The sequence below is a fragment of the Sinorhizobium meliloti genome, from assembly GCF_017876815.1.
GTDB lineage: Bacteria > Pseudomonadota > Alphaproteobacteria > Rhizobiales > Rhizobiaceae > Sinorhizobium > Sinorhizobium meliloti.
The window spans coordinates 1,137,722-1,159,002 of sequence record NZ_JAGIOS010000002.1 but is presented as its reverse complement, the minus strand read 5'-3'; the positions used below and the strand labels follow the sequence as shown (position 1 = coordinate 1,159,002).

At 62.4% G+C, this 21,281-nt stretch carries 18 protein-coding genes; 8 read left to right on the top strand and 10 right to left on the bottom strand.

Features of this window, described 5'->3' with window-relative positions; genetic code table 11:
• Window positions 1-10: 10 nt before the first annotated feature.
• Entirely contained in the window at window positions 11-1,288 is a 1,278-nt protein-coding gene (locus tag JOH52_RS24345) for a TRAP transporter large permease (protein WP_010975249.1), read from the top strand.
• Between the two features lie 23 nt (window positions 1,289-1,311).
• Window positions 1,312-1,758: a ribose 5-phosphate isomerase B gene (rpiB, locus tag JOH52_RS24340; protein ID WP_003525805.1), complete on the top strand. Its 447-nt coding sequence runs from the start codon at window positions 1,312-1,314 to the stop codon at window positions 1,756-1,758.
• Between the two features lie 44 nt (window positions 1,759-1,802).
• Here the strand turns inward: rpiB and JOH52_RS24335 are convergent, their stop codons facing one another.
• From JOH52_RS24335 to JOH52_RS24325, 3 genes are read right to left on the bottom strand one after another with little or no spacing between them, the layout of a single operon-like run.
• Entirely contained in the window at window positions 1,803-2,483 is a 681-nt protein-coding gene (locus tag JOH52_RS24335; RefSeq protein ID WP_014530753.1) for an ABC transporter ATP-binding protein, read from the bottom strand.
• A complete protein-coding gene (locus tag JOH52_RS24330; RefSeq protein ID WP_014527509.1) occupies window positions 2,480-3,721 on the bottom strand; it encodes an ABC transporter permease in 1,242 nt (413 codons plus the stop codon). Before JOH52_RS24330 ends, JOH52_RS24335 begins: the two co-directional genes overlap by 4 nt.
• A 5-nt stretch (window positions 3,722-3,726) precedes the next feature.
• Window positions 3,727-4,749 carry an efflux RND transporter periplasmic adaptor subunit gene (locus JOH52_RS24325; RefSeq protein ID WP_013850014.1) on the bottom strand — a complete coding sequence of 341 codons (1,023 nt, stop codon included), beginning with the start codon at window positions 4,747-4,749 and terminating at the stop codon, window positions 3,727-3,729.
• 134 nt (window positions 4,750-4,883) lie between these two features.
• Between JOH52_RS24325 and JOH52_RS24320 the strand changes: the two genes are divergently transcribed.
• Entirely contained in the window at window positions 4,884-5,576 is a 693-nt protein-coding gene (locus JOH52_RS24320; protein ID WP_014527510.1) for a TetR/AcrR family transcriptional regulator, read from the top strand.
• Between the two features lie 495 nt (window positions 5,577-6,071).
• Here JOH52_RS24320 and JOH52_RS24315 read toward each other — a convergent pair whose 3' ends face one another.
• Entirely contained in the window at window positions 6,072-7,076 is a 1,005-nt protein-coding gene (locus JOH52_RS24315; protein WP_017271740.1) for a LacI family DNA-binding transcriptional regulator, read from the bottom strand.
• 178 nt (window positions 7,077-7,254) lie between these two features.
• Between JOH52_RS24315 and JOH52_RS24310 the strand changes: the two genes are divergently transcribed.
• From JOH52_RS24310 to JOH52_RS24290, 5 genes are all read left to right on the top strand, one after another.
• A complete protein-coding gene (locus JOH52_RS24310; protein ID WP_014527511.1) occupies window positions 7,255-8,283 on the top strand; it encodes an ABC transporter substrate-binding protein in 1,029 nt (342 codons plus the stop codon).
• 172 nt (window positions 8,284-8,455) lie between these two features.
• A complete protein-coding gene (locus JOH52_RS24305; protein WP_014530755.1) occupies window positions 8,456-10,684 on the top strand; it encodes an ABC transporter permease in 2,229 nt (742 codons plus the stop codon).
• Window positions 10,681-11,742, top strand: a complete 1,062-nt coding sequence (locus JOH52_RS24300; protein WP_014530756.1) for an ABC transporter ATP-binding protein — start codon at window positions 10,681-10,683, stop codon at window positions 11,740-11,742. Before JOH52_RS24305 ends, JOH52_RS24300 begins: the two co-directional genes overlap by 4 nt.
• Before the next feature lie 30 nt (window positions 11,743-11,772).
• A complete protein-coding gene (locus JOH52_RS24295; protein ID WP_014530757.1) occupies window positions 11,773-12,573 on the top strand; it encodes an inositol monophosphatase family protein in 801 nt (266 codons plus the stop codon).
• 126 nt (window positions 12,574-12,699) lie between these two features.
• Window positions 12,700-13,497: a potassium channel family protein gene (locus JOH52_RS24290; RefSeq protein WP_014527515.1), complete on the top strand. Its 798-nt coding sequence runs from the start codon at window positions 12,700-12,702 to the stop codon at window positions 13,495-13,497.
• 87 nt (window positions 13,498-13,584) lie between these two features.
• Here JOH52_RS24290 and JOH52_RS24285 read toward each other — a convergent pair whose 3' ends face one another.
• The 6 genes from JOH52_RS24285 to JOH52_RS24260 form a co-directional block, all read right to left on the bottom strand.
• Window positions 13,585-14,370: a COG3904 family protein gene (locus JOH52_RS24285; RefSeq protein WP_014530758.1), complete on the bottom strand. Its 786-nt coding sequence runs from the start codon at window positions 14,368-14,370 to the stop codon at window positions 13,585-13,587.
• On the bottom strand, window positions 14,357-15,652 hold the full coding sequence (locus tag JOH52_RS24280; RefSeq protein ID WP_010975237.1) for a hypothetical protein: 1,296 nt from the start codon (window positions 15,650-15,652) through the stop codon (window positions 14,357-14,359). The genes JOH52_RS24285 and JOH52_RS24280 overlap by 14 nt, the downstream gene beginning before the upstream one ends.
• Before the next feature lie 116 nt (window positions 15,653-15,768).
• On the bottom strand, window positions 15,769-17,331 hold the full coding sequence (locus JOH52_RS24275; protein ID WP_013850023.1) for an adenylate/guanylate cyclase domain-containing protein: 1,563 nt from the start codon (window positions 17,329-17,331) through the stop codon (window positions 15,769-15,771).
• Window positions 17,332-17,339: 8 nt separating this feature from the next.
• Window positions 17,340-17,705 (bottom strand): response regulator, encoded by a 366-nt coding sequence (locus JOH52_RS24270; RefSeq protein WP_014530759.1) that lies wholly within the window; start codon window positions 17,703-17,705, stop codon window positions 17,340-17,342.
• Window positions 17,706-17,729: 24 nt separating this feature from the next.
• Window positions 17,730-20,483 (bottom strand): ATP-binding response regulator, encoded by a 2,754-nt coding sequence (locus tag JOH52_RS24265; protein ID WP_014530760.1) that lies wholly within the window; start codon window positions 20,481-20,483, stop codon window positions 17,730-17,732.
• The gene (locus JOH52_RS24260; RefSeq protein ID WP_003525786.1) at window positions 20,480-21,238 is read right to left on the bottom strand and encodes a Tll0287-like domain-containing protein; all 759 of its coding nucleotides are present in this window, start codon (window positions 21,236-21,238) and stop codon (window positions 20,480-20,482) included. Before JOH52_RS24260 ends, JOH52_RS24265 begins: the two co-directional genes overlap by 4 nt.
• Between the last annotated feature and the right edge of the window lie 43 nt (window positions 21,239-21,281).

Genomic DNA, 21,281 nt, shown 5'->3' with positions numbered 1-21,281 from the left:
AGGTCGTTTCATGGGTTTTCTGGTCGTTGCGGCCTTCCTCGGTCTGTTCATGCTTGGCTTCCCGGTGGTTTACGCCATCCTGCTGCCGTCAATTCTCTACGTACTTGTCGAAGGCTTGCCGTTCGGGCTGCTTGCCCAGCGGATCACCTATGCGCTGGATTCGTTTCCGCTGGTGGCCGTGCCTCTCTTCATCTTCGTCGGCAACCTCATGAACCTTTCCGGCATTACCGATCGCATCTTCCGCTTCGCCTATACGCTCGTCGGGCGAATGCCGGGTGGCCTGGCGCAGGTCAACGTCTTCGGAAGCCTGATCTTTTCCGGAATGTCCGGGGCGGCGCTGGCTGATATCGGGGGCCTGGGGCGCATAGAGATCGATGCCATGAAGAAGCGCGGCTTCGATCCATCCTTCGCCGGCGCGGTAACTGCCGCTTCCGCGACGCTCGGGCCGATCTTCCCGCCTTCCATCCCGCTGATCGTCTACGGCTCGGTCACGAGCGTCTCGATCGTCCAGCTCCTCGTAGCCGGCATCATGCCCGCCGTGCTGTGCACCGCGCTGCTAATGCTCACCGTGCTGATCGTCGCCATCCGACACGGCCATGCACGTGCGGAGCGCTGGCCGACGGCAGGCGAGCTGGTCGGCACATTGGTGCCGGCGCTCCCGGCCATTCTTGCTCCGGCGCTCATGGTCGGCGGCATGACGGCCGGCGCCTTCACACCGACCGAGGCGGCCGCGATAACGGCCGTCTATGTCATCTTCATCAGCGGCGTCCTGTACCGCGAACTGACGCCGGCGCATCTGTGGCATTCGGCGGTTCTGACGGCTCGCAGCTCCAGCGCTATCCTCATCATCGTCGCCTCTGCTGCGCTTTTTGGCTGGATTCTCGCGGTCGAGCAGGTGCCTCAGACCTTTGCCGCAGCGCTGCTTGGCTGGTCGAAGGACCCGCTGATGCTGCTGATCATCGCAAATCTGATCTTCTTCGTCGCCGGCATGTTCCTCGACTCGACGACCGCAACGCTGCTTCTCGTTCCCATCATCGCCCCGCCGCTCGTGATGGCCGGTGTCGACCCGGTTCAACTCGGCATCGTGACGATCTTCAACCTGATGCTCGGACTGCTGACGCCGCCTATGGGTTTGTCGCTGTTCCTCGTGTCGGATATCGCCAAAGTCTCGATCCGGCAGTTGCTGCGGGCACTTGTGCCTTTCTACATTCCGCTGGTTTCCACGCTTGTCATCCTCACCCTAGCGAAGGATTTCACGCTGTGGCTGCCCCGTCTGATCGCCCAGTAATCTTTTCTCCAGGAGACACCAATATGCGTATCGTCATCGGTTCCGACCATGCTGGCTTCCACCTCAAGGCCACGATCATCGACCATGTCACCTCGCTCGGCCACGAGGTGTACGACGCAGGCTCATACGATGCGAACCCCGTAGACTTCCCCGACATCGCAAAGATGGTCACTTCTTCGATCATCGAGGGCAAGGCGGATCGCGGGCTGATGGTCTGCGGCACCGGCGTCGGCGCCTCGATCGCGGCAAACAAGGTGAAAGGTATCCGCGCAGCGGTCTGCCATGACGTGCATTCCGCCCATCAGTCGGTGGAGCATGACGACGTCAACGTCATGTGCATCGGCGCCCAGATCGTCGGCGCATGGTTGGCCAGGGATCTCGTTGCAGCCTACCTCGCTGCCGAATTCTCCACCGACGAGGACTTCCGGCGCCGCGTGCGCAAGCTTGCCGAAATGGACGAGCAGCGCTGAGCATCCGCCGGCCGGTTCCGCGCCGTTCGGCGAAACGCGCGCATCTATTCTTCCTTGCTGACCTCGCCGTCCACGAGGTGGATTCGCCGGTCCATTCGAGCAGCCATGTCCAGGTCGTGCGTCACCGCGACGACCGTCTTGCCGCGCTCGCGGACAAGTCCGTCGAGAATTGCGAATACCTGCTCCGAACTCCTGCTGTCGAGGCTTCCGGTCGGCTCGTCTGCCAGGATCAGCGGCGGATCGTTGGCAAGCGCCCGTGCGACCGCCACGCGCTGGCGCTGGCCGCCCGAGAGCTGATCCGGCCGCTTGTCGAGATGATCGGCGAGGCCGAGCGAGGACAGCAAGTCCCTCGCCCGCGCCCGCATCTCGTCGCGCCCGAGGCGGGCGAGCTTGCGCATGGGAATCTCGACGTTCTCGCGCGCGGTAAATTCCGGCAGGAGGAAATGGAACTGGAAGACGAACCCCATGGTAGCGAGGCGGGTCTCCGCCCGCTCCTTCTCGCTCATCGGCTCGGTATCGCGGCCGCGGACGCGCAGCCTACCCTCCGTCGGCCGGTCGAGCAGCCCCAGGAGATAGAGCAGCGACGACTTTCCCGACCCCGAAGGGCCGGTAACGGCCACGAACTCGCCTTCCTCGATGATGAGATCGATGTCCTTCACCAGCGTTACCGGAACCGTCTCATGCAATATACGCGTGAGGCCGCGAGCCTCGATCAGCGGACTCATGTCGCGCCCCTTATGATGTCCACCGGATTGACGCGTGCTGCGCGGCGGGCGGGGAGGTAGCCGGCGACCGCTGCCGAGGACAGGGCGAAGGCTGTCGCTACGGCGTAGTGAAGAATGCTCCACGCGATCGGCAGCCTGGTCATTTCCTGGCCGGTTGCCGCAATTTCGAACCGCACCCGGGAAAGCGCGTAGGTGATCGCAAAACCGAGCGCCCAGCCGAGAAGTGAACCCGCGATGCCGATCGCCAGCCCCTCCATCACGAACAGACGGCGCATGTCGGCTTGCGAAAAGCCGAGCGACTTCATGATGGCGATGTCGCGCGCCTTCTCGTGCGTGATGGTGGACACGATGTTGAAAATGCCGAAACCCGCCACCAGCATGATCGCGGCGACGACCGTGTACATGATGACGTTGCGCACGACGAGCGCTTCGAGAATGGACTCGTTCGCCTCCTGCCATGCGACCGTCTTGTAGCCGAGTTCGGCCTCCACTCGGCGCGCGATGGTGGGCGCGGCGTTCGGATCGTCGAGCTTGATGCGGATCTCGTTGATTGCATTCGGTCGGTTGGACAGGATCTGGGCGTTCTTCAGCAGAACATAAGCCTCGCCTTCGTCGCGCGCCGTGGTGCCGGTATGAAACAGGCCGACGATCTTGAAGTTGCGGGCAAGGCCTTCCGACGACACGGCGGTAATCGTGTCGCCGAGACCGGCACCCAACCTCGAGGCCATCGTATCGCCGATGACGACGTTGTTGCCGCCGGCCGCAAGCGCGGCGAAGCTGCCGGACTCGAAATCCTCGACGATGGGCGAGACCTTCACCTCCTTCTCCGGCTCGATGCCGATCACCACGGCGCCGACTTCGCGGCCGGAGTAGCGGATCACGCCCTGCACGTTCAGGACGGCGGCCAGCCGCCCGGGCATCCATTCTTCGAGCCAGGATGCCGCTTTCGTCGGATTGATGATGCCGCGCCGGTCGTCCCTCGGCCTCAGCCCGGATATGGCGACGGCTTCGAAGAGGTCTTCCGCCGGCTGCCGCCGCGCCGAGCGCTGCTCATCGGTCACATCGACATGCGGCATCGTGTCGACGAGCTGGCGAACGAAATCGTCCTGCCCGCCCTGCATCAGCGCCGCCATGGCGATCGAGAAGCCGACGCCGACAGCGACACCGATAACCGCAACGAGCGTCTGGCGGCCGCGGCCGGCGACGTGCGTCAAGGCGATGTCGAAGATCAGGCGCATGGCGTTCAATTCGTCGCTGTTTGCACCACATCCACCCGAGTCCCGTCGGCAAAATCGGGGGATAAGGGCGAGATTATGCGTGCGGTTTCTTCAAGGCCGGAAAGGACCTCTACACCGTCCGTGCCACGGATGCCGGTTTCGATCTCGCGCAGTTTCGCCGTTCCCCCTTCAACCACCGCGACTCTGGTCCCACTGACCGCTGCCGCGGGGATGACCAGAGCATTGCGCGACAGGCGAACCACCACGTTTACGTCGGTCGACATGCCGATTCTGAGCGGCGTGTCCTCAGGCAGGCGAAGGCGGACGCGGTAAGTCTTCGTAACAGGATCGCCTTTCGGCGTAATGCTGTCGACAACCGCCTCGAGCGCGCGCTCTGGAAAGGCATCCGACCGAAGATAGGCATTTTGGCCGACTTCGACCCGCGGAATGTCCTCCTCGTTCACCTCGGCCTCCACGATCAGCGGTCGCGGCTCTCCGACCCAGAAGAGAACTGTCCCAGGCTCGGCGACCTCGCCGATCTCACCGTCTTGCCGAAGCACCCGCCCGTCACTGGGCGCACGCAGCACGTAGGCGGCAAGCCGCGCCTCTTGTCCCGCGATCAACGCCTCCAATTGAGCGACGTCGGTGCGTGCCCTGTCCACGGTCTGCTCGCTTATCGTGTTTCTTTCTGCCAAGGCGAGCTTGCGGCGGTATTCTTCCTGGGCAAGCGACAGGCGCGCCTGCAGCTCGCTCAGAATCGCCCGCGCCTCCGTATCGTCCAGGCGCGCGAGCACGGCACCCTTTTCCACTCGTTCGCCCTCGCAGTTACACTGCTCGACGATCCGCTCGCGCACTGTCGAAGTGACCTTTGCCCAGACGCGCGGCTCCACGACCCCGCTGGCATAGACGATCTCCGCCGCATCGCCGCGCTTCGGCGTCACGATCGAAACGGGCACCGCCCGGGTCGCATACCAGAAGGCAACCGCACCGACTGCGGCGGCTATCGCAATACCTGCCGCGTAGCGCCTCATCTGCTGCATCAGCCGCACGAACTACTCCTGAAATTCACCCGCATCAATTGTTATGTTAGCATTAGACCGACCGTCGGTCTATAATTGCGAGCAGGACTTCGCGCAGCCTGCCAACACGTGTAGAACGTATTTCTCCGGTTCAGGACAAATCGATGCCACGAGTGAAGAAATCACCTGACGTCAGAACGAATGAGCTCATCGGTTGCGCTGAACGCCTCTTCTTCGAGCAGGGATACGAAAACACGACTGTCAACGACGTGATCCGGGAGGCGAATGTTTCCAAGGGGGCGTTCTATCACTACTTCGTTTCGAAGGAGGCACTGCTGGAGGCAGTCGCCGCACGCATGGCACGCCACAGCCTAAAGGAATTGCAAACGGTATTCGAGGATCCCTCCCTCGATGCCGTCGGCCAGCTGAATGCCCTTTTCGCGGGTTCGCGGCGCCTGAAAGTGGAAATGGCGCCACAGTTGAAGAATACATTCAACGCACTTTTCAAGCCGGAGAACATCGTCCTCTATCATCGCATCGACGCAGCGGTCAGCGCGGTGACACTTCCCTTTCTAACCGAACTTCTGAGGCGCGGTCACAAGGAGGGGAGCCTCGACGCGCCCGATCCTGAAGCCCTCGCGCCGATGCTGTTGTACTTGCGGCTTGGCGTCGCCAAGACGATGCATCGGGCTCTGCAGCAGACCGAAGCCGGGGACCTGGACGGCGCGGCGCGGACGCTGGATGGCTGGATGCGCACCTACGGGATGGCTGTCGAGAGATTGCTGAAGATCCCTGAAGGGACGATCGAGGTAACGGAACCGGGTTTTTCGCGCGCATTTCTGGAAGCTTCCGTCTAGCTCCCTGAAGCTGCACACCTCCGGGCGGAAAACCGCTGCGCACTTTTCTTTGGAATTGCTCAGATATCCCCGATATTCACCGGTGGTAGCCCTGATAGGTCAGTGGAGCCGAAGCATTATGCGTGCTAGTCCTTCGTCAGCCGTCTCGAACGGGGGAAGACGGTCAGAGGCCTGGCGCTTCAGCGACTGGCCTCGCCGGGGCTGGGGCACCGCACGCAATTCGAAGCTCGACGCCTGGCGAAATCCGAGCCTACCCGAGCGAAAGGCCCCGACCGGTATCGGTCAGGGCCCCATTCAGTTCCCACCAGCTCAATAAGAGAGCACGGACACGGCAATACGTTCTCCAGCACAGCCCATTACAAGCCATAGCGATGCAAGAAGATGTGTCGGTGCAAGTGGGATATTACACAAACGTATTACTATAACCAGTAACAAATTGGGGGTATTCGCATTAAATCGGCTCGCGAATACCATCTGCGCTGAGTCGAACCGTAGCTACCCTCCCCGGATGGATGAGCGCCAAACGAGATCAGGCTGGAAGCGTACCGAATGGTCGACCGGTTCCTGCCTCTCATTGACGAGCCAAGCCACCGCCTCCTGGGCTATCCTATCGACGGGTTGGGCGAAAGTGGTCAGGTCATAGGAGGACCAGGCCGCCTGTTCAATGTCGTCGAAACCCGCGACACAGAGCACATCGGGAATGGAGACCCGGAACTGGTGGCGCGCGGCATCCATGAAGCCGCAGGCAAGGAGATCAGTGGCACAGAAGACCGCATCGGGGCGCTCGCCGAGCGTCAGCAGCCGCTGCGCCAGAACGCGGCCGCTTTCGTAATTTGTCGGCCCGTGACGCTCGACAAGAACCGGGAGGCCCATTGCTCTTGCCGTCGCCACGAAGCCGTGTTCGCGCGCCATCAGGCTCGGGGTGCCGGCTTGCGAATTCGCGAAGGCAAGACGCCGGCAGCCGGCGCGCACGAAAGCGGTGACCACCCGCCCCGCCGCCTCCGCGTCATCGAGATTGATGCGAAGCGGGCCCTGCTGGTCGTCGTCGCGGTTGATGAGGACGAGGCGCTGGCCGTTCTTGAGGCAGAGCTGGGTAATCGACCGGTCGGGCATGCCGGACAGGATGATCGATGCATCGGCGCGGTACCGGATCGCCTGCCGCAATGCGAGATCCACGCTGTCGTCCGAGCGGTCCGTGTTGATCAGCATGGCGACCTTGCCGGCGTTCTGCAATTGCTGCGTCATCGCCCGGATCAGGTTGGCACGGTAGGGCGTGCTCATCTCCGATACGATAAGGCAGACGATGCCACTCTCGTTGCGCATCAGTCCGCGCGCGAGATGGTTGACGTGATAGCCGAGCGCTTCCGCCGCCTCTACCACCCTCCGCCGTGTTTCGGGCGAGACGCTCGCGCCGGGCGTAAAGGTACGGGAGACGGCTGAACGTGAGACTCCCGCCCGCTCTGCGACTTCCTGGGCGCTGACAAACGGCTTCTGCGGCATCACGATCTCTCCTCGACCTTGCACGCAGAATTGCACTATTTTGCAAATGCGTGCAACGCAGTCATATCGTGCAATATCGAACAATCTTATTGACACTCCCCGTATCCTCGTGCAGCATTTGCACGCGCTTGCAAAAAGCGTCCGGCACGGAGGCGCCGGCACAATCTGGGAGGAACCGATGGGTTTGGTTAAACTGGCCGCGGCAGCGCTCGCCGCGGGCGCGACGTTCTTTGCCTTTTCCGCGCGAGCCGATGGAAATCTCAATCTGATCTGCTCGGCCGACGTGGTGATCTGCGAGCAGATGAAGGGCGCTTTCGAAAAGAAGACCGACATCTCCGTCAACATGGTTCGCCTGTCTTCGGGCGAAACCTACGCGAAGATCCGGGCCGAGGCGCGCAACCCCAAGACGGACATCTGGTGGGCGGGCACCGGCGACCCGCATCTGCAGGCCGCCTCCGAGGGACTGACGCTCGAATACAAGTCGCCGATGCTCGGTGAGCTGCATGAATGGGCCGTCAAGCAGGCCGAGAGCGCCGGCTATCGGACGGTCGGCGTCTATGCCGGCGCGCTCGGCTGGGGCTACAACACAGAGATCTTCAAGCAGAAGAACCTGAAGGAGCCGAAGTGCTGGGCGGACCTGCTCGACCCGTCCTTCAAGGGTGAAGTTCAGATTGCCAATCCAAATTCTTCCGGCACCGCCTATACGGCGCTCGCAACGCTCGTTCAGATCATGGGCGAGGACGAGGCTTTCGACTATCTGAAGAAGCTGAACGCAAACGTGTCGCAATACACGAAGTCCGGCTCCGCACCGGTGAAGGCCGCGGCGCGGGGGGAAACCGCAATCGGCATCGTGTTCATGCACGATGCGGTCGCGCAGACGGTGGAAGGCTTCCCGGTGAAGTCCGTGGCGCCCTGCGAAGGCACCGGCTACGAAATCGGCTCGATGTCGATCATCAAAGGCACAAAGAACCTCGACAATGCCAAGAAATGGTATGACTGGGCGCTCTCCGCCGACGTGCAGTCCAGTATGAAGGAGGCGAAATCGTTCCAGCTTCCCTCCAACAAGACGGCCAAGGTGCCGGAAGAGGCGCCGAAGTTCGAGGACATCAAGCTGATCGATTACGACTTCAAGACTTACGGCGATCCGGCCAAGCGCAAAGAGCTCCTGGAGCGCTGGGACCGGGAGATCGGCGCAGCCGCGAACTGATCGCGCAACGCGCCTTTCAAAGGAGTCGAGCCGTCGGGAAACCGCCGGCTCGACTCCGACAATCTCGGCGAGGTGAGCTGCTCCGGTCGCATCGCGCTCTTATCCAACGGCAGCGATCTGGCTTGTATTCGGAACGATTCATCGTGACACGGCGGCACGGACAAGCCTATCCATGAAAACTCACAACCGCAGACTGGATATCGCGCTGGCTCTCGGGCTTGCCGCTTTCGTGCTCCTTCCCTGGTACAGGATCGACGGCGGTTTCTTCGGTTTCGGCTGGCTTTCAGCCTTTCCGGAAGAACCGGTTGCCGCGCCGGGTCTCGTCCAGATCGCTTCCTTTGGCAAATGGTGGCTGATGCTCCCGGCGCTGGCCATGATGGTCGCCGCCGCTGCCCGCTTCATCGGCGATCCGGCGCGGCGAGGAAGCTTTCTTGCCTGGACAGGCGCAGGCGGCATCGTCGTTCTGGCCCTTCAGGGCCTCGCCATCGGCTTTTCCGGCTGGAACTGGACGGTCAGCGAAGCGCTGTTCGGCGCGCTTGCGGAGGGCCAGCCCTCCATGGGAGCGGGAGCGGTGCTCGCGGCGCTCGTCTTCGTCCTCATTTTCGCCTTCGGGATTGCCGAACGCGGGGTGATGAAGGGCGACGCTTTCGTCGTGTCGGCCATCTCGCTGCTTGTCTTTCTCGTCGCCGTCTTCGTCTTCTATCCCGTCGGGAGCATGCTGGTCGGCGCCTTCCAGGATTTCGACGGCTCCTTCAATCCGGAAGGCTTCACCCGCAATATCGTCGATCCGTCGATCTGGAGCCTCGACTGCGTCGTCGGCGTCGGGCGCTGCGGGATCGCCTGGCGGACATTCTGGCTGGCGGTGATGACGGCCGGCGGCTCGACCATCCTCGGCCTTGCCTTCGCACTGGTCGCGACCCGTACAGGCTTCCGTTACAAACGGAGCCTCAGGCTGTTGACGGTGCTGCCGATCATCACGCCTCCCTTCGTGGTCGGCCTGGCGCTGACCCTGCTCTTCGGTCGGTCCGGCGTCATCACCGAAGCCCTGTCCACCCTGACCGGCGTCGAGCCCGGCCGCTGGCTCTACGGCCTCACCGGCATCTGGATTGCGCAGGTCCTATCCTTTACGCCGATCTCCTTCCTTGTGCTGATCGGCGTCGTCGAGGGCGTAAGCCCATCGATGGAGGAGGCCTCGCAGACGCTGAGGGCAGACCGCTGGCGCACCTTCTGGCGCGTCTCGCTGCCGCTGATGAAGCCGGGTCTCGCCAATGCATTCCTCATCGGCTTCATCGAAAGCATGGCCGATTTCGGAAATCCGCTGGTGCTAGGCGGCAGCCATGGCGTGCTTTCGACGGAAATCTTCTTCGCCGTCGTCGGCTCGCAGAACGACCCCTCCCGGGCCGCCGTGCTCGCCATCATTCTCCTGTGTTTCACGCTCACGGCCTTTCTGGCGCAGCGCTTTTGGCTTTCGGGAAGGAACTTTGCGACGGTCACCGGCAAGGGCGACAGCGGCGCCCACGCCGCGCTGCCCCGCATGGTTTCGATCGCGGTCCATGCCCTGGTGATCCCATGGGCGCTCTTCACGCTCGTCGTTTACGGCATGATCCTCGTCGGCGGCTTCGTGAGGACCTGGGGGCTGGACAACTCGTTGACGCTCGCCCATTACATCAAGGCTTTCTCCGTCGAAATACGCGACGGCGGCATCGCCTGGACGGGCGTTGCCTGGAACTCCTTCTGGACGACGATGGAGATCGCCCTCATATCGGCACCACTGACGGCAGCCGTCGGCCTCCTCACAGCCTATCTGATCGTCCGTCAGCGGTTCGCCGGCCGCGAACTCTTCGAGTTCGCCCTGATGATGAGCTTCGCCATTCCGGGGACGGTCATCGGCATCAGCTACATCATGGCCTTCAACCTGCCGCCGCTCGAAATCACCGGCAGCGCGCTGATCCTCGTTGCTTGTTTCGTCTTCCGCAACATGCCGGTCGGCGTGCGCGGCGGGGTGGCGGCGATGAGCCAGCTCGACCGAAGCCTGGACGAGGCATCTCTGACGCTCCGGGCCGACAGCTTCCGTACCATCCGCAAGGTCATTCTGCCGCTTCTGCGGCCGGCGATCACGGCCGCCCTCGTCTATTCCTTCGTGCGCGCGATCACTTCGATCAGCGCCGTCATCTTCCTGGTCAGCGCCGAGTACAACATGGCGACGGCCTATATCGTCGGGCTGGTCGAGAACGGCGAATACGGCGTGGCGATCGCCTATTCCTCCATGCTGATCGTGGTGATGATAGCGGTCATCGCCGGCTTCCAGCTTGTCGTCGGCGAACGCAGGCTTCGGCGCGAAAACCGCGTCCAGGCCGTTGCCCGCGCGCCCGTGCCCCTTCCCCAGGAGAAAACCGCATGACCGTCGTGGCTCCCGGTTCCGTCGTCTTTCGGAACATATGCAAGCAATTTGGTGCCTTCACCGCCATTCCCGACCTTTCGCTGACCATCGAGCCAGGCACGCTCGTCACGTTGCTCGGGCCCTCCGGCTGCGGCAAGACGACGACGCTTCGGATGCTCGCCGGCCTCGAACATCCGACATCCGGCCGCATCCTGATCGGCGGCAAGGACGTGACGATGCTGCCCGCGAACGAGCGCGACGTCTCGATGGTCTTCCAGTCCTATGCCCTATTTCCGCACATGAACGCCCTCGACAACGTGGCCTACGGCCTGGAGTCGTCAGGTATGAGGCGCAAGGAAGCGCGCGAAAGAGCCGAGGAAGGACTGGCCCTCGTGGGCCTGCCCGGCATGGGTCAGCGCCTGCCCGCCGAGCTCTCCGGCGGGCAACAGCAGCGCGTCGCGGTCGCCCGTGCACTGGTGCTGGAGCCCCAGGTTCTTCTCCTCGACGAGCCGCTTTCAAATCTCGATGCAAGGCTGAGGCGCCGCGTCCGGACCGAAATCCGTGAATTGCAGCAGCGGCTCGGTTTCACCGCTGTCTATGTCACGCACGATCAGGACGAAGCCCTGGCCGTCTCCGACCGCATCATCGTGATGCAGGACGGAAACATAGCCCAGGAGGGCGCCCCGCGCGAACTGTACGAAACGCCGGCCTCCGCCTTCATCGCCGACTTCATGGGCGAAGCCAATGTCGTTGCCTGCGACGTGATCAACGTCGACGGTCAGGAGGCCACGATCCGCGTGGAACGGCTGACGCATCGCGTGAGCGGTCGCGGCGTGCGCCCGGGACCGGCGAAGCTCGCGGTGCGCCCGAACGCGATCACGCTGGAGCCGTCCGCTGCCGGCAGTTTTTCAGGCGAGATCACCCATACGGCCTATCTCGGCGACCATGTCGAGTACGAGGTCAAGACGGCAACGGGGACGCTCTTCGTGGTCGACCCGGCGGTGGAGCGGGCACTTGCGCCCCAAACGAATGTGGCAATCGCCTTCAAGGAGCGCGGCATTGCTCTCATCAACGGTTAGCCCCGGCAATTTGCAACCAAGGATTCCCTAATGACATCTCACGTCGTCCCTGGGCTCGAAGCCCGCCTGGCATTGGCCGAAACTATCGGGCGCGAGGCAGGCGCGATGGCGCTCGATTTTTTCGCTCGCCGCGAAACGCTGATCATCGAAACGAAGCGCGATCCGCAGGACTTGGTTTCCATAGCCGACCGCGAGGTCGAAAATCTCATCCGCGATCGAATCGCGGAGGCCTACCCGGAAGATGGCGTGCTCGGCGAAGAGTATGGCCTCGTTTCCGGCCGCTCAGGCTTCACATGGGCGGTTGATCCCATCGACGGCACGAGCCCATTCGTCAACGGCATGCCCAACTGGTGCGTCTCCATCGCCCTCGTTCATGCCGGCATACCGGTTGTGGGGGTCATCGCCGCCCCATGCCACGGGGAACTCTATGCGGCCGCGCTCGGGCTCGGCGCACGTCTCAACGGCAAGCCGCTCGCACTCGACGGCTCCCGCACCATTCGCAATCACGTGACCGGCCTTGGCGCCAACAACTATGTCAAGCCGGCCTTCGTCGGAAGGATGGTCGAGAACCTGCTGGAGGCGGGCGGCACCTTCATGCGCAACGGTTCCGGCGCACTCATGCTTGCCTATGTCGCCGCCGGCCGTCTGGTGGGCTATTACGAACCCTACATGCACGCCTGGGATTGCCTCGCCGGCTACTGCCTCGTCCAGGAAGCGGGCGGCTGGTACCTGCCCTTCCCCACTGAGGGAGAGAGTTTGACCCGCGGCTCGATCGTCCTTGCCGCCGCCCCCGGCGCAGTCGCCGACCTAAGGAAGCTTGCGGGCGTCTGACACTCGCTCCGACGCCGAAATTTGGGATTGCTGCCTCAACAGCCGCGGCTGCAACGTTGAATTCGCCACGTTCCTGAACAGCCAAGGCTCCTTGACCCGGGATTCCGCGTCCCCTATTTCAGCTCCATGGATATGACTGACCAGCCGCGGGCGCATTCCAAGTTAAATTCGACAAGGCTGGCGCTTCAGAGATTGGAACGCGGGCGGGATCCGTGGGCGCTGCGCTGGCAGGCGCTGCTTGCCATCATTGACCTTAGCATCCTTGCCTTTTTCATCCTCGGCCCCTATCTGAGATCGGGTCCGTCCTATCTGATAATCGACTACATCATCGCTGCATGGATTGGTTGCGAGCTCATCGCAAGAGCGTTGGCCGCGCCTTCGATTGAGCGTTTCCTTCGACGGCCGATGACCTGGATCGATGTGGTCATTCTCGGCACGCTTCTCTTTCCCGACCTGCTGTTCAACTTCGCATTCCTCAGGGTGATGCGCATCTGGGCGATCGGCAAAAGTCCGCTCCTGCTGGAAGGTCTTCGCCGCGCGGGGTGGTCGCATCTGCAGGATGTCTTCCGTGCCTGTCTGAACTTTCTCGTGTTCCTCTTCGTCGTCACGGGCTTTGTTTACACGACGTTCTTCTATCACCGGGAAGGCGGCGAAGGTTTCGTCGATGCACTCTATTTCACGGTGGCTACGATCACCACGACGGGCTTCGGAGACATCACCCTGCCGGGCACGCTCGGCAAGCTCACCTCCGTCATCACGATGATCGTCGGCATATCGCTGTTCGTACGGCTCGCCCAGGCCGTTGTCAGGCCCTATAAGGTCAGTTTCCCCTGCCCTCAATGCGGCTTGCAGAGGCACGACACCGACGCCGTCCACTGCAAGGCGTGCGGTCATCTACTCAATATACCCGATGAGGGTGACTGAGACGTACGAGGCGTGAGGCTGTCAGTGTTTCAATGAAAAATTGAGAGGCCTTTAAATATACGCATCTCCGCATGAAAGCCACTGCGCCTAGCCCTTCGTCTTGGCTGTAGCGACCGGCTCCGTGGTCAGATGAAAATCAACCATCTCCTTTTCAGTCAGGTAATAGAGCCGGTCCGGCGGTGTTTCGAGAGCGTTGATCCAGAGGCCGGGGCCGACGCCCATCGAATCGAGATGGCGGGCGACTCTGGCCGTGGTGGATTGTGCGAAGGACATGGCCTGTGCCGGCGTCGGCCTTTCCTCGCCGCCGCTGAAAACCTGGTGCACGCCGATCAGCGCGTCCCTTTCCGCCACACGCGCCACGCCCCCGGCAAAAACGATCGGGCAGGAAGACGCGCAGAGCGCCTTGGATGCCACTTTGGTATTGAGCTTCTTCTCACGGATCAGTTTCGACATCGCGAGCGCATCGTCCACCGAACCACCCGGCGAGTTGAGAGCCACGGTCGTTACATATTCGCCGCGCGCCTCGATCTCCTCGGCGAAGCGCGAACCGGCGCCGAGGTCGAGCGTGCCCTCGGCGACCAGTACGCCGCCGGATCGGAGATCGAACCTCATCGGCTGGCGCAGCACTTCGTCGGAGCTTCCGGGTTGGACTGGCGGGCCGTCGGGCGCAGCCTCGGTCACTGCGGGAGGCAGGACCGGCCGATCCTCGAGCATCGGATCGAAACCGGGCAGTCCGGCGTTCATCGCCGAGATCTCGCGCAGGTCGATCAGCAGGAAGACACCCGCGGCCGCCAGCATCGCGAAGAAGGCACCGCGCATCAGCACACCGTCCTCAATCCGGACCAGCGCCTTGAACGCTTCATCGATCCTCATGCGTCCGATCCTTTGCACGCGTCCTCGGGTCGAGGCTGGTGATGTTGTTCGGCTCCTCCGCTTCTGCCTGAGCGACTATATCGCCGAGTTGCCCGCCGTTCGCCGTCACGGCGCGCTGCACTTCCAAGGCCTGCAGAAGCTCGGCCGCCGTGATGCGCTCGGCAAAGGGCAGCTTCTCCTCCTGCTTGCGGATTGCGCTGTGAACCGCTGCCAGAATGAAGACCAGTACGCCCGGCAGCAGGTCGATGGAAATGGCGCCCGCCCAGGCGGGAATGAAATCGGTCGCATAGCGCAGTACCGCCTCAGCGGATGAAAGCGGAACGAAACGCCGCTCCGCCACCGGCGCACGCGCCAGTATTTCGTCAGCCGCTTCGGAGAGAACCTTGGATTGCGTTGCCACCGAGGCTCGCACAGTCTCCATCACCCGGTCCTGGCGGTTGACGAGATCGGCATCGCCGCCGTCGGCCACGGGTGCGATGAAGCCGAGCGACAGGTCGTCTGCGGCGCGGCGGATCGAAGGCGCGATCGAAGTCTGTCCGAGCGACGTTATGACGCCCGTAAGCGCCACCACTTCCGAGGAGAACTGATCGGCACGCGGTGCGACCGCACCCGGCGCGGAGACCAGTGTCCGCATCGTTTCGAGCCGCTTCTGTCCCTGGTTGAAAAGCATCGCCACCTGTTCGCGGGAGGCGTTTATGCCATTCTCCAGATCCTTCATCTGTGCCGACATTTGCGACAGAAGCTGCACTACGCTTCCGGATCCCGTCGTGCCGGTGAGCGCTCCCGATTGCCGCTCCGAGGCGGCAAGCTGGGCGAAGCGTTCGGATGCGCGCTGGATATCGGGCAGCAGGCTCTGGGCCGCAAGCGCGTTCTGATGCGCCTGGTCCAGGTCGGCGGTATAATCCTCCACCGTTTCCGCAAGATGCTGTTCGAGCGCGGCCGAACCTGCGAGCGCCGCCGCATTGAGCCAGCTCGACATGGCGATGATCATGGCCGCCCCCAAAGCCATCACGCCCAGCATGGCGGCTCGGCCCGTATGGTTTGTCACATGCGGATAGAAGCGCGCCATGTAGGACCAGAAGGCGTAGATGCCGACGGAAACCGAGGCCGAGTAGATGATCGCCGCGAAGAAGACCGAGGTCGGGGAGCCGTCGAGAATGCTGCGAACGCCGAGATAGGTATAGACGCCCGAGGCAAGCGCCAGCACCGCAAGTGCAAAGCGCGTCATAGTTTCCACGGCCGCAACGCCGTCATGCAAACGTTGGGATGCGCCGAGGGCCATGAGCACCATCTCCTCAGAGGAATGTATTCCTTAACAGAGAATGAAGAAACGGGCGGAATAAAGGCTGCCCATGCGGCGAAGAGCCGGGACGCCAGGAGATCCGACGCAAGGGCACGTCATCGAACAAGATAGGTCTCCACCGCGCCGATGCCTCGCAGCTCCAGGGCGCAACGGCGCTCGAGCGTCCACGGACCGCGCAGCGCGCGCCTGGTTGCCTCGGATATCTGTATTACGTCGGCGACCCCCTGGGATTCGAGCCTGCTCGCTATGTTCACCGTTTCTCCCCACACGTCGTAGACGAACCGGAGTCGCCCGATCAGCCCGGCTACGACGGGCCCCGTATGGATTCCGATCCGAACCCGAAAACGGTCAGGCCCGGCTTCCATGTCCTGCAAGGATCGAAGCATGGACTTTCCGAGAGCCACGATCCTGTCGGCATGATCCGGCGCAGGCTCCGGGATCCCGCAGGCGGCCATATAGGCGTCTCCTATGGTCTTGATCTTCTCGACACGGTGCTGCTCGGTCAGCAGATCGAACCTCCTAAACATTCTGTCCAGGCGCCTGACCAGATCGGATGCAGTCAACCTTGCTGCAATGGGCGAAAAGCCGACGATATCCGCAAAGAGGATGGAGACCTCGTCGAAGCGGTCGGCGATGATCTCTTCGCCATCCTGCAACCGTGCAACGATCTGGTCGGGCAGGATCGCGCGAATGAGGGAATCCGCCCGCAGCTTTTCCGTTTTTATCTGCTGGAGGTAGCGGTGCTCCCGGTCAAGCCAGCGCTTCTTCTCGAGCGTCGAGTTGATCCGTGCGCGCAGAAGTATCGGATTGAAAGGCTTCGTCAGATAGTCGTCGGCGCCGGCCTCGATGCAGCGGGCTACCGCCGTGACATCACTCAAGCCCGATATCATGATGACCGGGACGTGCTGCCATCGCTCCTCGGACTTCAATCGCGACAGCATCTCGATGCCGTTCATGTCCGGCATCAGAATGTCCAGCAGGATGAGGTCGAACTCGTCCTCGGCCAATCTGGCTAGCGCAGACAGTCCGGATTCGGCGGTGACCACGCGGTGACCTTCGCGTCGCAGCCGCCGCGACAGAAGATCACGATTGCTGGCCACGTCGTCGACGACGAGGATCCTGCCCCCTTGTTCCGGGCATGCAACCTCTTGCGCCTTGAACAGAAGTCGCTCGAGCCCCGCCGCGTCGATTTCGGCGCGTTCCCCCGGTTGAAGCATCTCGACCGTTTCCCCGCGCGAAAGACTGGCGATGGCGTCGACCTGCGTCAGGAGCTCTGCCGCCGCCGACAGTATCACATGGAGGTCTTCCTTTAGCGCATGCTCCGGCGCATCGCTTGCCTCTTCGAGGATCATTTCGGAATAGCCTATGATGGCGTTGAGCGGCGTGCGCAGGTCGTGGCGGAGTCTTGCCTCAGCCTCCGCTTCTCCTTCCTCCAGAGGGCAGGCCGCGCCCTCGAGAAGGCGATCGATAAAGCCGTTCAGTTGCCGTGCTGCAGCACCGATCCGGTCGAGATCGCCCTTTATATGGATCAAACCGAGATCCCGCGCCTGCTCGACCAGCAGTTCCTGGAAACCCAGGATTGCCCGCGCCGGACCGGCCAATCTCTGGGCCACGTGAGCGGCGATCGCCTGGTGCTGGAAGTCGTTGCCGGCGGTCATCTTCCCACCTATATCGCGAGCAGCTGCTCGATCTTGCGAACGAGCTGGGGCAAGTCGACCGGCTTGCTGTCGTAATCGTCGCAGCCGGCTTCAAGCGCCATCTCCCGGTCGCTTGCCATTGCATGCGCCGTCAGGGCGATGACCGGTATTGCGGATGTCAGCGGATTGGCCTTGATCCGTCGTGTCGCTTCCCAGCCGTCCATCACCGGCAGGCTCATATCCATGAGGATCAGGTCCGGCTTTTGCGATTCGGCAAGTTCGACGCCGGCCTTTCCGTTTTCAGCAATCAGCACGTCGAAGCCCCGGCGGGACAGCCGCCGCGAAAGCATGTCGCGGTTCATTTCATTGTCTTCCACCAGAAGGATTTTCGTCATTTGCGGCTCTCCTCCTGCCTATGTTCAGCCGTCCGCGAGGGCTTTGCCGACCGAAGCGCCCGATCCGATCTGACGTTCGAGTGCCGCGACCAGCTGGGAGCGGCTGTTTGCGCCCTTGTTCACGACAGCGACCGCCCGGTCGCGCAACCATTTCAGCTCGCTTGCGGAGAGGTCCTTCGACGTGACCACCACCACCGGAATGTTCTGCAGCTCCGGAATCCTCTGCATTTCGCTGAGCGTCTGGAATCCATCCATTTCCGGCATCAGAAGGTCGAGCAGGACGAGACGCGGCAGAATCCGCTTCATCATTTCCAGTCCTCGGATGCCGTCGCCCGCTTCGTGTACTGTCCACTTTCTCTTGACCAAAATGCGCCGGAGAAACTCGCGGGAGGCCTGGTCGTCGTCGACGACGAGAACGTCGTGCTTGCCGCCCCCGAATGTCTCGATCGTCCGGACCAGCTTATCGGTATCGATCGGCTTCGTCAGATACTCGACCGCGCCGAGCGAAAGACCCAGTTCGCGATCCGCCAGGATCGTCGCCAAGATCACCGGGATCGTGCATAATTCGGGATCGTTCTTCAGGGCGCGCAGGACCGACCAGCCGTCCTGATGCGGCATGATGATGTCGAGAATGATCGCGTCTGGCCGGTGCTTGCGTGCGGCAGCCAATCCTTCCTGTCCGTTCGACGCCTCGATCGAAGCGAGGCCCGCTTCTGCGAGCGCCTTTGCGATAAGGCCGCGGGCAGCCGGCTCATCGTCGATGATGAGTGCGGTGCGGCCCGACCCAACTTGCGGCACGGGTTCGGCCGGCGATCCGTCGGCCTCTCTCTCGCACTGTGCCGGCACCTCCATGGTGAACACGGAACCCTTGCCGACTTCGCTTTCGACGGTGACGACGCCGCCTATCATGCGGCAGAAGCTGCGCGTGATGCTTAAGCCCAGGCCCGTGCCGCCGTAGTTTCGGGTGGTGGAGGCATCGGCCTGGGTGAAGGCATTGAAAAGCCGTTCCTGCTGCTCCGGTGACATGCCTATGCCGGTGTCGGTGACCTGGAACACAAGCCAGTCGCGGTCCGCTCTTTGCTCCCGCCGGACCCTCAGGGTCACCCGCCCGCCATTCGTGAACTTGGCCGCATTGCTGAGCAAGTTGAAAAGGTTCTGGCGCAGCTTGGTCTGGTCGGAATGCATCTCGCCGAGATCGGCCTCGAAATCCTGCGTGAACTCGTTTCCGTTCCGGGCCATCAACGGCGCGACTGTCGCTGCTACGTCACGGAGCAAGTCGGCAACGCTGAAGGTCTCGAGGAAAACCTCCATCTTGTTCGCCTCGATCTTCGACAGGTCGAGGATGTCGTTGATGAGCGAAAGAAGATGGCGACCCGCGGACGCTATCTTGTCGAGGTCCGGGACAAGCTCCTCATCTTCATGATCGCGTGCCTCCTCTATCAGCATCTCGCTGTAGCCGATGATCGCGTTGAGGGGCGTGCGCAACTCGTGGCTCATGGAGGCGAGGAACCGGCTCTTGGCCTCGTTTGCCGACTCTGCGTGGCTCTTCGCGCGCTCGAGTTCGACCTGCCGCTGCTTGAGCTCGGTGATGTCGGTGTAGACGGCGACCGTTCCTCCGTCCGGAATCTTGCGTTTGCTTATGCGGACCCACTTGTCGCCGAACCGCTTCTCGTCGACGAGGCCGGCAGGGTCCCGATGCAGCCTTACGCGCTCGTCGACCCACTCTTGCGGCGACTTGCCTTCGAGATCCACCTGACCCATTTCCAGGTTCTGCTCCACGATTTCGCGGAAGCTCCTGCCGCGAAGCGTATTCGGCTTGTGGCTCGGGAAGATTTCGCAATATTTGCTGTTGGCGACCAGGATCCTGTCCTCGGAATCATAGAGGACGAAGCCATCCGAGATCACCTCGAGCGCGGCTGCGATCGTCCGGCGCTGCCGCTCCGCTTCGTCTTCGAGTTTTTTCTTTTCGATCGCGCTTTCCCGGAAAAGCGAAAGCGTCCTTGCCATTGCTCCCAGTTCATCGCCGCCCTCTTCGGGGATATCGACGTCGTAACGTCCCTCCGTCAGGTCGCCGATGACGCGATTGAGGCGCCGCAGCGGGCCGACGATCGAGCGCAGGACGAGAAGCGTGAGCAGCGAACCGATCAACACCACTCCGCCCACCAGGATGGCCGCGGTCGTGGCTGTCTTCTCGGTTTGCACGACAACCTCGTTGCGGGCCGCTTCCGCCTCGGCCTTTACCTGTTCCACGAGCCTGTTGAGATCCGCATCGACCTTGCCGCTGTGGGTGCGCGCCTTTGCCAGCAAGGCGTTACCGACGATGCGGTTGTCCTGGGTGTAGCTGTCGGCTGCCTGCAGAGCCGTTTCGACATAGGCGTCGACTTCCGTACGAATTGCCTCCACCGCCTCCGGCGCGTGCTTTGCAAGGCCCGCCAATTGCTCCTGCAACCGTTCGCGGGCCTCATCGGCGTTGCGCTGGGAGTTCATCAGCAGACTGACGGAGAGATCGGTCAACCAGTATCTGAGGTCGCCGAATGCCACATGGGCCGATGCTGCCGATGCTGCCCGGTCGAAAAGCTCCCTTGTTTCGGCCATGCGCTCGGCGCTGCGATAAAGCGCCTGCGTGAGAAACAGGGATGAAAGGACAAGGCTGATCAGGCCGGCCGCTGTGAGCGCGGCCACGCGGGCAGAGATCGGCAGATCGGTGATCCGGCTGTCGAGCCTTTTCGCGGGCCGGGCGGCCTCTGTCGACCGGAGCTCATGCCCGAGCGCACTCATTTGAACAGGACGATGCTGATGGCACCGCCCAGATCGCCCGCCTTGCCGCCTTCCTTCGGATAGCCGGTGACGTCGATTTCACCCTTCGGCGAGCCGTGACAGGAAAGGCAGGACTCCGTGTAATATTCCGGCAGCAGCATCCGGAAAGCCGGGCGGCCGTTCACCTGCGTCACTTCCGTATAGAGTTCACCCTTCGGCCTCTGCGGATCCGAGAAGACCTCGTTGATGACTCGCGCCTCCCAGGCATCGGGAAGCGACTTGCGGTTGCGCACCAGAACCTCCGGCGCCGTAACGCGGACCAGCGCCTCATTGCCCGCCTTGACGGCAAATTTCTCGTTCATCAGACGCGCGAAAATGGCCGGCACGAAACCTTTGAACCCGATCCCGGGGCGGTTTATGTCGTCCTGCTGCTCATTCACGACTTCCCGCATCGCCTCGACCTGCGCCTGCAGAAGCTTGCGGTCGCGATCGCCGAGATCATCCGAGATCAATGGATGGCCGGTGCGCTCGCCATAAAGGGCGATCGCTTCGGCCGTGAAACGCTCACCGTCGAGTTTCTTGTCTCCGAGGGCCGGGTCATTGATGAGCGACTGGTAATTCGAAAGGACGTTTCGAGCGGCACGCAACAGCTCGGCAAGCCGCGTCCCGGTCGCGACATCATCGGCCTCCTCGGCAGCAAGCGAAGGTGCGAAGAGCGCGCAACCGCACAACAGCGTGACGATGCAGTTTCGCGCCAGGGCTGCAAGAGCTTCCATTTTCTTACCCCCCAGAAGGAAGCGCAAGCAGAGATGATACCAC